Annotated in this window: 9 protein-coding genes; 3 read left to right on the top strand and 6 right to left on the bottom strand. The window is 52.6% G+C overall.

Features of this window, described 5'->3' with window-relative positions; translation table 11 throughout:
- The first annotated feature begins 225 nt into the window (after positions 1-225).
- Complete coding sequence (locus J4G02_12410; protein ID MCE2395381.1) at positions 226-1,266, top strand: class II aldolase/adducin family protein; 1,041 nt, start codon at positions 226-228, stop codon at positions 1,264-1,266.
- Between the two features lie 46 nt (positions 1,267-1,312).
- Here the strand turns inward: J4G02_12410 and J4G02_12405 are convergent, their stop codons facing one another.
- The 4 genes from J4G02_12405 to J4G02_12390 form a co-directional block, all read right to left on the bottom strand.
- Positions 1,313-3,268 (bottom strand): FAD-dependent oxidoreductase, encoded by a 1,956-nt coding sequence (locus tag J4G02_12405; GenBank protein ID MCE2395380.1) that lies wholly within the window; start codon positions 3,266-3,268, stop codon positions 1,313-1,315.
- Between the two features lie 268 nt (positions 3,269-3,536).
- Positions 3,537-4,523, bottom strand: a complete 987-nt coding sequence (locus J4G02_12400) for a homocysteine S-methyltransferase family protein (GenBank protein ID MCE2395379.1) — start codon at positions 4,521-4,523, stop codon at positions 3,537-3,539.
- A gap of 217 nt (positions 4,524-4,740) precedes the next feature.
- A complete protein-coding gene (locus J4G02_12395; GenBank protein ID MCE2395378.1) occupies positions 4,741-5,802 on the bottom strand; it encodes a Gfo/Idh/MocA family oxidoreductase in 1,062 nt (353 codons plus the stop codon).
- A 69-nt stretch (positions 5,803-5,871) separates the two neighbouring features.
- Complete coding sequence (locus J4G02_12390; protein MCE2395377.1) at positions 5,872-6,732, bottom strand: sugar phosphate isomerase/epimerase; 861 nt, start codon at positions 6,730-6,732, stop codon at positions 5,872-5,874.
- A gap of 350 nt (positions 6,733-7,082) precedes the next feature.
- Here J4G02_12390 and J4G02_12385 point away from each other — a divergent pair, with 350 nt between their 5' ends.
- The gene (locus J4G02_12385; GenBank protein MCE2395376.1) at positions 7,083-9,020 is read left to right on the top strand and encodes a hypothetical protein; all 1,938 of its coding nucleotides are present in this window, start codon (positions 7,083-7,085) and stop codon (positions 9,018-9,020) included.
- Positions 9,021-9,283: 263 nt separating this feature from the next.
- Here J4G02_12385 and J4G02_12380 read toward each other — a convergent pair whose 3' ends face one another.
- Together J4G02_12380 and J4G02_12375 are read right to left on the bottom strand one after the other, a co-directional pair.
- Positions 9,284-10,252, bottom strand: coding sequence for a zinc-binding dehydrogenase (locus J4G02_12380; protein MCE2395375.1), 969 nt, complete (start codon positions 10,250-10,252; stop codon positions 9,284-9,286).
- A gap of 131 nt (positions 10,253-10,383) precedes the next feature.
- On the bottom strand, positions 10,384-11,451 hold the full coding sequence (locus J4G02_12375) for a Zn-dependent alcohol dehydrogenase (protein MCE2395374.1): 1,068 nt from the start codon (positions 11,449-11,451) through the stop codon (positions 10,384-10,386).
- A gap of 434 nt (positions 11,452-11,885) precedes the next feature.
- Between J4G02_12375 and J4G02_12370 the strand changes: the two genes are divergently transcribed.
- A partial coding sequence (locus J4G02_12370) for a hypothetical protein (GenBank protein ID MCE2395373.1) occupies positions 11,886-13,408 on the top strand: 1,523 nt, incomplete at its 3' end.

The following is a 13,408-nucleotide window of genomic DNA, read 5'->3' as shown; positions in this document are numbered from 1 at the left end:
CTCAGAAAGTGATTGATAAAATTGGACAATCGTGATATATTTTTCATAATTTCCAAAGCCCAAACATAAGAATGTCGATTTTGGAAAATCGACCTACAGTAACGCAACCACAATGATTGCCATAAACGTAGGGGGGGTTCTTAATCTCGCCTGTCCCGATTTATCGGGGATCCATCGGGGCCTTGTGCTTGCCCAGAAGTGTCGAAGAACAAGGAACGAATTATCATGCCCGGATCAACGCTAGCAAATCCTTACTTGACTAACGAATTATCGCCGCCTCCCGCGAGGAGTTACCGTTACCGACAGTGGGTTGAACGGGGATATCAAACCCGCCTACGCCCAATCGACTCCGACAGTGAATTGGGCGTTTTGATCGGGCAGATGGGTTGGGTAGGAAGCCACGCTCATGGGCACGGCTATCTCTGGGCTTCGGCGGGCAATATGGGCGCCCTCTTGTCCGACGCGGTGGATGAAGCCTATCTACTCCCACGGGCTGAATCGCCCCGTTACGCTTTGCCCCCGGCAATTACCGTGAGAGGGTTAGCGGGCAGGCATGTCCTCTTAACAAAGTCCGGCTCACGGTTGGACATGATCGCTTTGGAACATCCGGCACTCAACTTGACAATCGTTGAAGTGGAAAATGATGGAGTGCATTATCGTATGCGTTTCGGTACGCCTTCGCTCTCTGCGCTCGACGAAAGTCAGACGAAACCTCCGAAACCGACGAGTGAGATGTTTCACTATATGCTAATTTTTGAACAACTCGAAGCAGATGGTTTCAGAGCGTTGGTACATCTACAACCGAAGTTCCTGAACTTAATCTCGCGCAGTGAACACGGGGAGGCATCACGATTTTATGACTTCCTGCGAGGGTATGAACCAGAAACCCCGATTATGTATGATAAATCCGGCGGAATCGGTTTTGTACAAGAACGAGCGCCGGGCATCCCTGAACTCTCTTACGAAAGCCTGCGTCTCTTTAAGGGCGAAGACCTCCCGCCAAATCAACGTCACGAAATGCGCCATATCATTTATTGGGTCGGACACGGCACATTTTCCCGCGGGGTTGATATTCTAGACGCCTACAGGCATTCCGAATATTTTGAGGCAGCGGCTCGAATGACGTGGGAAGCCAACCAGAATCGTATTAACGCACAGGCATATAGCGAAGAGATTGTGAACTGTATTCTGCGTGAGTTTCAGGCGAATCAAGAACCCGCCCAAGAACCTCCTCTTGAACAGGATAATTTGTATAATTATCCTTAATCCAGAAATTTGCAATCAGGCAGATGAGCGTAGCCCCGTTAGACCGTCAAATCTTCCGTGCGAAAGTATGCCCTTCCATAATCGCATGTTGGAGCGTACGGGGCGCAAAGGCATCGCCGACGACAAAGCACGTCACCTCGTCCGGGAACGACTGAGATAGCTCGTCGACCGCTTGCCCACCAAACGCATAGACCACAGCGTCGTAACCGTTCAGTTCACCCCTCGCCTCAGTCCAAGCGTTTTCCGTGATGAAGGTATCGTCCTCGATCGCGCGAACATGCAGGTGCGGATGGATAACGATTCCTTTTCCGAATAGACGTTGATATACCGGTGGGCGCGTTGTTGCGCCGAGCAGTGTGCAGATTGCTTCCATGCTTGTGATGATCTCCACAGACTTCCCTGCATCGAGCAGTAACTCCGCAGCACTGGGTCCTTGGAAGCCGTACTCCTCATCAATCACTGCTATACGCTCACCTGTCGGCATATCGCCGTTCAAGACAGACCACGCATCTATTGCGTTTTCAATCCCAGGGACATCCGGGGTTAATGGACGGGCACCGGTTGCCACGACCACGATATCGGGGGATTCACTCAAGATTGATTCGACGGTCGCCGCGCAGTTCAGTCGAATATCGACCCCAGCTTTTCGACATTGCTCCCCCATCCAGTCCGTTGCGCCTGAGAACTCTCCACGCAATGGGGCTTTGGCAGCAATCAATGTTTGACCGCCTAACTCGTCGCCTTTCTCCATCAACACGACCTCGTGCCCACGCCATCGTGCGATGCGGGCAGCTTCTAGCCCGGCGGGACCACCGCCGACGACCACCACTTTGCAGGATTGCGCCGCCGGTGTGAGTTCGCCCAACTCGGTCTCCCTACCTATCGTGGCGTTCTGTACGCACGTTACACCACGTCCGGTATAGATACGATCGATGCACCCTTCGTTGTAACCTCGACACAACCGGATGTCATCTAACTGCCCCGCCATCGCCTTTTGAGGAACTTGTGGATCAGCGATTATCGCACGGGTCATGATGACCAGATCCGCCTGCTCGTTTGCGACAATCTGCTCTGCTTCCATCGGATGTGTCACCCGCCCCGCTGTTATGACCGGCACGGATACTACACTCTTAATCGACGCTGCCAACGGCGCATATGTCGCATGTGAGAAGGTCATGTCCGGCACCGCTTGCGCCTCACCGACAAAGGTTTCGGCGGTCGCCCCGATGACGCTAAAGTAATCGAGGATTCCCAGCGAATCTAGTTTTCCGACAATCTCTTGCATCATTGCATTGTTGAGACCACCCTTGGTGAAATCATCGCCTGTGATACGAATACCGATGATGAAATTATCGCCACACCGCTCACGGATGGCCTCAAGGACCCGTATCCCGAAACGTAAACGATTGGGGAGTGATCCACCATACTCGTCGGTGCGTTGGTTCGCGTTCTGCGTCCAGAACTGATCGATTAGATGACAGTGGCTCGCGTTTACTTCGCAGCCGTCAAAGTCTCCCTGCTTCAATCGCCACGCCGCATCCGAAAACGCTTGGACGAACTCGGTTATCGTTTCCTCATCGAGTGTGTGCGGTGTTTCACGGTGGTTCGGTTCGCGGACAGGAGAGGGACCATACATCCGATGCAGCCGGTCCACACTCCGTCCTCGCCGCCCGCGATGTGTAATCTGTGAAATGACCGGGACGTTGTAGGCGTGCATTGTATCGGCAAACTCAGCGAGGTATGGAATCACCCGGTCCTCGAACAACTCCACACCGTTCCAATCCTGCGCCGGCGAAGTTGGGTGCACCCCTGCCGATCCGAAACACATCAGTAATCCCACCCCGCCCTTTGCCTTTTCCTCGTAGTAACGTCGTGCCTTTTCCTTTGGTATCCCATCTTCCGCCAGCGCATCCGCATGTGCCGATGTGACGATACGGTTCTTGACCGTGGCATGGCGGAGCTGCAGGGGTGTGAACAGATGCTTAAATTCCGGTGCAGCCATGATGATTTCTCCCTATCGCAAAGAAATTAAAAAGTTAGTTCATGTGGTAAAGTACAGTGCAAAGGATTAAAGTATCCGCGAATTAACGCGAATCTACACAAATAAAAAAGAGGCTAATGTAAAAAGAAGGTGCACAGCATGAAAAGAAACCGAGTTTTCAAGAAAAAACTCGGTTTCTATCGCACGATTTCTTTACACAAGCGAAAAAGTTAATCCTTATTGCACCAAACGCTCGGAGAACAAAGCTGTCTTGATTAATTCCTGATTTTCAGAGGTTCTCCGGCTGCCGCCGTTTCCAATTAAACTCGGTCTCACTCATGGGGTCATCGGGATTCGCTTGCCAGACCTCCGGCTCGTCATACTTGCCCAATGCTCGCGCCATCTCGCGGACATGGCTGGCACCGCTGCCACAGCAACTCCCGATATAGTTTACGCCCATGTTCTTCGCTTTGGACGCGAACGCCTCCATCTCGTAGCGGGTGAGTTGGGTCGGGTCAAGGCGGTCCGGGAAGGCTGGTGTTCCCGTGAACCACGGCACCTCATCGGAGCATCGGAAGGCTACGGGCTGTGCTGCGAGGTAGGCACCGGTGGCGTTGCGCATATCTTCAATGAGGGGATACATCCGTTCGGGATCCCTCATGCAGTTGATGCCTACAATGTCCGCCCCGGCGTCGCCCAGACGCTTTGCACATTCACCCACCGCTACGTCGTCATCGGTTTGATTGCTGCCGCGAAACGCTAAGGTAATCATCGTGGGAAGATCCGTCTTTGCTTTAATCCGTTCAAGGCACAGCAACGCCTCGCCGAAATACCAGAACGTTTCCCCTATGAAGAAGTCTACTCCTTCTTGGGCATCAATCTGTTCATCAAACATGCTCGTAACCAGCGCCTGTGATGATGGATTGTCCGCTTCCCATTTCCACGTTGCGCTCAGATCTCCCGCCACGAGTGCCTGATCACCGGCGACCTCTTTGACAATGCGGGTCGCGGCTTGGTTAATTTCAAACGTTCTGTCCGCATAGCCGACCGTTTCCAGCTTTTCGCGGCTGCCGTAGAACGCCATCACCTGTAGGACATCTGCGCCTGCCATGAGAAACTCGCGGTGCATTTCCCGAATTGCGTCGGGATGGGTAACGGCTAATTCCGGGGTGAATGCGCCTGCGACGACGTAGCCGCGTCTCTCCAATTCAACGATGTAGCCGCCGTCACCGAGCACGATGCCGTCAGCCAATTGCTCTAAAATTCCTTTTGCCATGTAATCCTCCTTAGCACATGTCGCCCCGCTGGGGCTTGGGGTGTGTAGGGATTCACTGCTGCTATAAACATGTCGCCCCGCTGAGGCTAAATGTATGCCGTCCTAAATTATATTGACAAATTTTTTAGGGCGTGTTGATTTATTTGCAGTTGTCCGTAAGCGTAGAGACGAGGCTTCTTCGCCCATTGCCCAATGCGGGGTAGGAGCCCCGTACCATTTACGCATTATTTTCTTGTGCTGCAATTAATGGGTTTTGACCAGACGATAGCGGCAGCTCTACAGTCTGCTCCTCGACAATCGACTGGTAAGCCGCCATCTGCGTTTCGACAGCGATGAGCGCGGTTTCGATGTTGCTTGTAGGAGGCGTGCCGTTCTCGATCGCACCAATCAATTGCTCCACTGAACCGACAACCGTTGCACCTTCGATAAACTGCTCGTAATCTTGGGAGACATGGTTGATTGTGACGACCTGCGCGCTGGCGTCGATAAACATCGTCTGCCCCTCAAAGTTGATGGTCATCGCATTGCTGTGACGACGGTCTTTGACCAACTGTTGTTTACCCACTTCAAGAAAAGCGAAAAAATCACCATAGTCAAGGACAATCTGTCCGAAGTTTTCAACGTCGGCTTCTGCGTAAACCTCCCAGAATTTTCGCCACTTTGCGGTGACGGTTTTTGGCAGACCAAACAGCGAAACAGCGTAGTCGATGGCGTAGCAGCCCATGTTGGTCATCTCTCCACCGCCGGATTTCTGGGGAGGGTCAAGCCGTTCGGGCCATGCGGACGCTAAATCAAAATCAGTTGGAAAATTCATCCCGAACAGGTGATGATAGCCCATTACCCTGCCGTGCACTCCCGCCTGTACCTCTTCTAACAGCCTCGCGTAGACCGGTATAAAACGCACCATCGGGATATCGTGCACGAAATGGACGTTATGCGTTCTGACTGCCTTAGCGATGCGGCGGGCACTGTCCAAACTTTCACAGAGCGGTTTGTTGAGGAAAATGTGTTTACCCGCAGCGGCTGCGCGTTCAACCATCTCCGCCTTGTCACAGGGATCACAGGTCACGGCAACGAAATCCACCTCCGGGTGGTTGATGACCGCTTCGTATGAACTTGACAGAGGTTCACCGAAGACCCTCCGCAGCTCTTCAGCACGACGCGGATTTGCTTCGTATGCGGCGATAACACGGGTATCGGATCTGCTCTTGAACATGTTGCAGATGCCCGCGCCGTGTGTGCAACAGTTACCGAGCACCCCTACGTTATACGACTTCATTTGCCCTCTTCCCTTCGAGACGGAGTGTGCCTACTACTTTGGTTACGGCATACGGAGTATGCCTATACTTTATTCAAAAAGCCGCTTGAATTCTGGCAGGCATTCCCAAAATCCATCTTCAAACGTCCCGTTATCCGGTCGATAGACGCTTTCGAGAGAGATGCTCCCTTGATAGTTGTCGCGCACGAGCGCGTTGGCGATACCTTCAAGGTATGGGGCGACATTTCCCTCGCCTAGCCGGCAGAAGCGAACCGTTGCGCGTGAGATGTCAGCTTGGCAATCTTTGAGATGGATATGACCTATGTAATCTTTAATCTGTTCGTAGGCGTCCGGATAGGGAACTTCCGTACAGTACATGCTGTTGGGGATATCCCAGAGGATTTTCAGATGCTCGCTTCCGAGATCGTCAATCAGCTTTTTTGCCAGAACACCCGATGTTATCATCGCATTGTTCCCGGTTTCAACCACGAGGGTCACACCTTCCACTTCGGCTAACTTTACCGGAGCTTCCATGAGTTTTAGTAGCTTATCCCAAGCACCTGTGCTGGCAATCCACTCCTCCGCACCATTCGCACCGAAGATAATCATCTCTTTTCTGTAACTCATAATTCTCACCAAATTGGTTCCCAACGCTTGGGCAATGCGGATACACCGTTGAAGCCCCGCTATATGTTCTTGATAGATGGCATCCGCCGGCTCAATCTCCATCACGGGCAGCCCGGCGAAATTGTGTCGTGAAACACAGGAAACTTCTACCTGATATTGTGCAACCAAATCTTTTATCTTTTGGATCTCTTCTGGCGTTTGGTCTCCGATCTCCTTATCCCAAAGGAACTGGAGTTCCGCATATTTGAGTCCTGCTTTATTCATCGCCTTCAATGCGTGCTCAAGGTCCCTGCTGATACCGTTTGTAATGACACCGAGTTTCATCCTTGCCTGCCTCTCTAACCACCTGTATTTTTCGGTATAAGTCATAGTTGAATCTTATCTAGAAATCAGGTAAAATACTTGAGGATTTTAGTATAACAAAGCCTTAAAGTCAAGGATCGAATTTCGTATCAGGACTTACGCACTTCGATTGTAGTTGCCCGATTCATCGGGCGTTGGGAACGGTGTCCTGCGGCGATGAATCGCCGAACTACAGGGCTTTAACCGTTTAGCTGCGTAAGTCCTACGTATTTCATATATGCCTCATTTTTCCGAGTCTATTACCTCCCTGTGTAAGTCACGGCTGCATACATAGTACCCAGTCCGGCGTTCTCGTACTGTAGAGGCGACAATTGAAAGATACCTCTGACACCCCAAAAAGCGGCTTAACGCTCAAGTCCCTCCTGACCACGCTGCTGCTCACTCCAATCAATGTAGCTTGGGTTATCCAGCTAGAAGTCGTTCGTCACACCTGCCCAACGATTATCCATCCATTCGCAAATATCATATTTATCTTCTTTTGGCTAATCCTGATTCAATACATACTCCGCAAAATTTCCCCCATACTCGACCTCTCCCAGCAGGAGTTATTGACTACCTATGTCATGCTGTGTGTCGTTTCCTGCCTCTGCTCGTACGACTGCATAGAAGTCTTGATTCCACTGATGGGACATCCGTTTCAGTTCGCAACAATCGAAAATGAGTGGCAACAACTGTTTTTCAAGCAGCTCCCTCAATGGCTCACCGTCTCCGACGAAAAAGCACTGACGGCTTACTACGAAGGCAATTCAAGTCTCTACAACAGGCACAATTTTAACGCATGGCTCCTCCCTGCCCTCGCGTGGATTCTTTTCATCTTGGTGATGATGATTGTGATGGTGTGCATCAACACGCTGTTGCGGGTGCAGTGGGCGGAACGTGAACGTCTAACTTACCCAATCATTCAACTCCCACTCGAAATGGCCCATCCACAATCGCGGTTCTTCAAAAATAAACTGATGTGGCTAGGGTTCGGCATCATCTCAGTGATTGTGACGGTGAACATTCTAAACTCACTCTACCCTTCCGTTCCCTATATCCCCATCAAACGTCAGGACATCCATAAATATTTTACCCATCGCCCTTGGAACGCGATGGGCGGGGTACGCATCTCTTTCTATCCTTTCGTCATCGGGATCAGCTTCCTCATCCCGCTCGAACTTCTGTTTTCATGCTGGGCGTTCTTCTGGATTTACAAGATCGAGCTGATGGTCGGTGGTATCACAGGTTGGCGCAATCTCCCACGCTTCCCTTATGCCAGTGAACAGGCATTCGGTGCATATATAGCTATCTTAGTCTTTGTACTCTGGAGAGGAAGGTTGCATTTCAAAGGGTTAGTGCGTCATCTGCTGGGATCACGTGGATCTGCGTCGCAATTGGATGACTCCTGCGAACCGATGCCGTATCGCCTTGCCGTGGGAGGCATCGTCATCGGTATGATCTTCTTGACGATCTTCTCCTACAAAGCGGGGATGTCATTGTGGGTGATCCCCATTTTTTTCGGAACCTATTTCTTACTAGGGATAATGGTTGCAAGGGTCCGTGCCGAACTAGGCTTTATGGTTCACGACATGATCGGCATCACACCACACACCATGATTATTAACGGTTTTGGGACCCGTCGCCTCGGTAAGGGTACGCTAACTATCTTTGCGCTGTATCACTTTTTCACCCGCACCAATTGGGCAAATCCGATGCCAGAACCCCTCGAAGCTTTCAAGATATCGTCCCTGCGGAATATTAATCCTCGTAATATGGCGGTTGCCATTCTGCTCGCAACGGTCATCGGATCGGCGGTTACTTTCTGGCTCCTGTTGGACATCTACCATCGACACGGCGCAGCATCCGGTTACTTCTGGCCCAGCACATTGGGATTCGGGCGTCACGCTTACGGTGTGCTTGAGAATTGGCTGAGTTTTCCCCAAGGGTACGATGGGCCCGCACTTGCTTTCACGGGCGGTGGACTTGGGGTGGCGGGGCTGTTGATGTTTTTGCGGGCGCGCTTTCTGTGGTGGTCACTCCACCCACTTGGCTACGCGATGGCAAATAGCTGGGGGATGTACAATCTGTGGTGCTGTCTCTTTGTCGTTTGGGTTGCCAAACTGATTATCCTACGCTATGGAGGTTTACGTGCGTATCAACGCGCGATTCCATTCTTTTTGGGCGTGGCGTTGGGCGACTGTATAGTTGGCAGCATCGGGAGTATTTTAAGCATTCTTCTCAACACGGATGTGTATGAATTTTTCCCGTAAGCGATTCAGCAAGGGAAAAAAGTATTTTGGGCAGGCACAAGACCTGCCCCTACATTTATGATAGGTTTTAGAATTAATTAGACACTGCCAATCGGCGAGGTTAGGAAACCGCACCGCATAGGCGCAGTTGGAAACAGCACCTACCAAACACGGGGAGCAAAAGTGTCGATTTATTTTTATGATTCACTATAGTTGATTCTCCAAAATCGGCATTTGGGTGTCGAGATATGAATCTCGACCTAATTTGAACAGCAAAGGACATTCTAATCCTCATCCCACCGCAACGTGACACACATCGTCTCATCGAGCCGTTCATAGAGCAACCTAAAGGCTTCGACCGCCTCCGTTCTTCCGTCGAGTCGATGCGTTATCATCTCTTGGGGTCGAACCTGCCCGCCTAGCAGCAGTCCAAGTGCCACCTTTGACGCTTCAACCCGCCGGTAGGGGAGGTGTGCAGCGCCGAGGATCTTTTTATTCATCACCTTGTGGACATCAAGCTGGAGGGGCTCTTTGTGATAGAGGCCAATCAGAAAAATCGTGCCACCCCTCCGTGCCATGTCTTGGGCTTGAGAAAAGGCTAACACCCCAGCGGGTCCCCCGACCGCTTCGATGACGACATCCGCTCCAGCCCCGTCCGTTAGCCGTCTGATAGCCTCGACAGGGTCTTCCTCATTGAAGTTAATGACTTCGTCGGCTCCCAGTTTCCTTGCGATTTCGCAGCGCACGGGAATCCCTTCAACAACGATAATCCTTTGCGGACCCATCATCCGCATGACCTGCATACAGAGGTTGCCGATGAGTCCGCCGCCGAGGATGACAAGGGTATCGCCCGGTTTGATGCCTGAAGCCCAAGACCACATGACGGCACTGGTCGTAAGGGGCCAAAAGGTTGCGTCCTCAAACGTCAATTCGTCGGGTAGGTGTCGAACACCCGCACCCGGTTCGGCGTCAGCAACGACATACTCAGCGTGTGGGGCGCTCGCCATGACTCTGTCCCCCGGTGAGACTCCTATGACCTCTGCACCTACCGCTTCAACGACACCTGCGGCGGAGTAGCCCATGGAGCTGTGGGCTACAATACCCTCATTGGTGTACCGACCACCGATCTCGGAACCGCGACTGATAAGCGTAACTTTGTTGCGGACAAGTACCTGCTGCGATCCCACGGAAGGGATTGGCGCCTCCTCAAGTACAAAATTGAATTGTCCTTCGTGTTTCATCAAACGTTTCATTGTTTGTCGCTCCCCTTAGTGTTTAGAATTCTTTAGGAGGAACCGGGCCACCGCGGAATCGGGGGCCATGGGGCTGAATGGATTAACTGTTTTTCCCACAGGCTCACCCATTATTGGCCGTGTTTATAATCTCACTCAAACACCAACACCGTCCGTGCGACCTTCCCTTGGTTCATATCGTCAAAGGCTTCGTTGAGCTCGTCCAATGGACGGTAGCGCGAGATGAGTTCGTCGAGCTTGATCTTCCCTTGGTTGTATAGATCGAGGATCCAGAGAAAGTCAACACGCGCACGGGCAGCCCCGTGGAAAGCACCCATCAGCGTCCGGTCATACAGCAGATGCGACCCATCAACCGAAATTTCCCCGCCTGTTGGCTGCACCCCAACCATTACGGCAGTTCCGGTGGTACGGACCGAGTCGATCGCCTGTCGCACCAGTGCCGGGAATCCAACCACCTCAAAGGCGTAATCGGCTCCCCCGCCGGTGATCTCCTTGATCCGCTGGACGGGATCTTCTTTGGAAGCGTTGACGAAATGCGTGGCACCCATCTGCTCCGCCAACTCTAATTTATATGGGAACCTGTCAACCGCAATGATTTTGCCTGCCGAAGCGAGGACACCACCTTGGATCGCGTTTAGTCCCACACCGCCACAACCCCACACCGCCATCGAGGCACCGGCTTCGACCTTCGCGCGATTCACAACGGCACCGATGCCGGTGATGACCGCACAACTGATGAGACACGTTTGTTCCAACGGTGTGTCGTCCGGAACTTTGACACAGGCATCGACATGAGCAATGGTCTGTTCAGTAAAGGTTGGTCTGATGTGGTGAATCGGTTCGCCGTTTTTTGTCATGCGGCTTACGAACCCAGGGATATGTGTCTCACACAACGCAGGGCTGCCGTTGCTACAGTTACGGCAGTAACCGCACATAGCGTCAAGGGAAAGGATAATCTTGTCCCCGGGCGCAACACTCGTCACACCGGGACCGACCTCTTGGACGATGCCCGCGCCTTCGTGTCCCATGACCCACGGGGTCGGCTCACGCTTGACATGACCATCCACGTAGTGGTAGTCGCTGTGGCAAACACCCGCGCCAACGATGTCAAGCAACACTTCACCCGCTTGCGGGGGTTGGATTTCGAGTTCTTCAATAGATACCGGAACGTTGGGTTGGTAAAAGACTGCTGCTTTCATGATTGCCTCCAGTTTTCTTATAAGGTATGGTCAGACGATCATCTGTTTTGAGGCGGCTTTCGCTATTGGCGTGATTCGGTCATTGCGGTAAATCCAAACATCCGCCCGGAGATTCATTCCACCACCCGAACTCAATATGCCAATAGTATAGCAAGGGATATAAAAAAGTGCTACCCCATTGTTGAAGACAATTCCACTCTACCTCGACACTAACGTTGTCTAGGACCATTTAATTCTCTGAGCGGGGCAAGATGCCCCGCCTACGGTGTAGGGCGAAAGTTTCTGTCTACCTGCCAAAATCGGTCAAAAAGCGGAACACTAAATAACCCCATGAGGTTGTTTCTTTTGCGTGGACACCAATGATGAAAATCAGTAGAATAGGTCAAACGACCGTAGAGACAAAAACACCCACTCGACAAACGGAGGAAGAGTCCATGACAAAGGAAATAAAAGATTTCGCGCAAGGCGAGAGTGCCGCCATCGTCAGAGACATATCAGCACAGGGCGACTGGGTGCCGCTCATCGATTGGTCGTCCACCTTTCCCGGTAATCGCGGGGTCAATCGGGCAGGACGATATGAACTGTACGATGCGCCCGTTGGTGTGCACATCACGATTGAGGAGGCGCGGAAAGCGGGACCAATATTTGCAGCAGATCAGGAGTGGGACGGACTCGGTGAGTTGGTGCCGCTCTGTGTGTGGCAGGATGAGGACAAGTACCATCTGCTCTATAGCTCGCACCCGCGTGTGACGGCTAACCCGGGACTCGGAGGTGGGCATCACCTCTGCTACGCAGTAAGCGAGGATGGCTACAACTGGACGCGCCCGCATCTGGGTCAAGTCGAGTGGGAGGGATCGACCGCCAACAACATCATTGCGAACGGACCGACCGGGACGCCGTTTGAAGATCCGCAAGCACCGCCCGAAGAACGGTTCAAAGCCATCGGTCAGGTTGGTGCCAATTTCGATCCTGACACCGAGGAAAGGCTCGATCCGCAGGAGGCATACAACCGATGGCGCAGGCAGGAGTATGAGGGTGCCGCTTATAAGGGCCCACGTATGACCTCTCGCCACTGGGTAGAGGGCTGGACTTCGCCGGACGGTATTCACTGGACGAGCGTCGGCAAGTTAGGCGACATGAGTTCGGATGGCGGCAGTGCAGCCCAATACGATCCGGAGACGCAAAGCTACTTCGCGTATATCAGGGTTGGAGGGATGGGACGACGGGCGACCGGGTTGACTCGCACTAAGGATTTCTGGCATTGGCCTCATGCGGAACTGTGTCTCTTTCCGGATCCGCAGGACCCACCGGATGTGTCGTTTTACGGTTGCAGCTACTTCCGCTATCCGACTGACAAAAACCTGCACGGCGCATTTGTAGAGATCTACCATCAGGTGACCGATCACAACGACGCACAGATTGCTTTTACCCGTGACATGACGCATTGGTATCGCCCGGAACGCCGTGCGATCATCCCATGCGGTGCACTCGGCACCCCCGACTCAGGTGGTGCGAGACCGTGGGGCGGCCTTTTTGAGCTGCCCGATGGTTACTGGGCGACGATGTATCGCGGACACACATCGCTTCACAATTACCGGGAGAGCGAGCCAGTTATTGAACGCGAACCGGGTGCCCTAATGCTCGCCCGTTGGTTGCCGCATCGCTTCTGCGGCATCGAGGCAGAAGTGGAAGGGCGGTTCACCATTCCGAGCGTCAAGCGCCGTAACAACGAGTTGCGGCTCAACTACCGGTGCCAAAACGGCGGCCATATCGCTTGCGAGTTGATTCGGGGGGTGCCTTCGCGAATCCATCCCGACGCAGATCCGATCACCGGATATTCTTTCGCGGAGAGCGATCTGCTCACCGGCGATGAACTGAGTCGGGCAGTCACATGGAGAGGTAAGAGCGATATATCGGATATCGGTGGGAGCCTCGCGATACGGCTGCGTATGTTTCA

Source organism: Candidatus Poribacteria bacterium, assembly GCA_021295755.1.
Taxonomy (GTDB): domain Bacteria; phylum Poribacteria; class WGA-4E; order WGA-4E; family PCPOR2b; genus PCPOR2b.
The sequence above is the reverse complement of the archived record's forward strand: the minus strand, read 5'-3'. Positions and strand labels throughout refer to the sequence as shown.

Excerpts from the sequence above, each read along its gene's own strand:
- J4G02_12410 (MCE2395381.1), top strand. The coding sequence starts at position 226 with ATGCCCGGATCAACGCTAGCAAATCCTTACTTGACTAACGAATTATCG.
- J4G02_12405 (MCE2395380.1), bottom strand. The coding sequence starts at position 3,268 with ATGGCTGCACCGGAATTTAAGCATCTGTTCACACCCCTGCAGCTCCGC.
- J4G02_12400 (MCE2395379.1), bottom strand. The coding sequence starts at position 4,523 with ATGGCAAAAGGAATTTTAGAGCAATTGGCTGACGGCATCGTGCTCGGT.
- J4G02_12395 (MCE2395378.1), bottom strand. The coding sequence starts at position 5,802 with ATGAAGTCGTATAACGTAGGGGTGCTCGGTAACTGTTGCACACACGGC.
- J4G02_12390 (MCE2395377.1), bottom strand. The coding sequence starts at position 6,732 with ATGAAACTCGGTGTCATTACAAACGGTATCAGCAGGGACCTTGAGCAC.
- J4G02_12380 (MCE2395375.1), bottom strand. The coding sequence starts at position 10,252 with ATGAAACGTTTGATGAAACACGAAGGACAATTCAATTTTGTACTTGAG.
- J4G02_12375 (MCE2395374.1), bottom strand. The coding sequence starts at position 11,451 with ATGAAAGCAGCAGTCTTTTACCAACCCAACGTTCCGGTATCTATTGAA.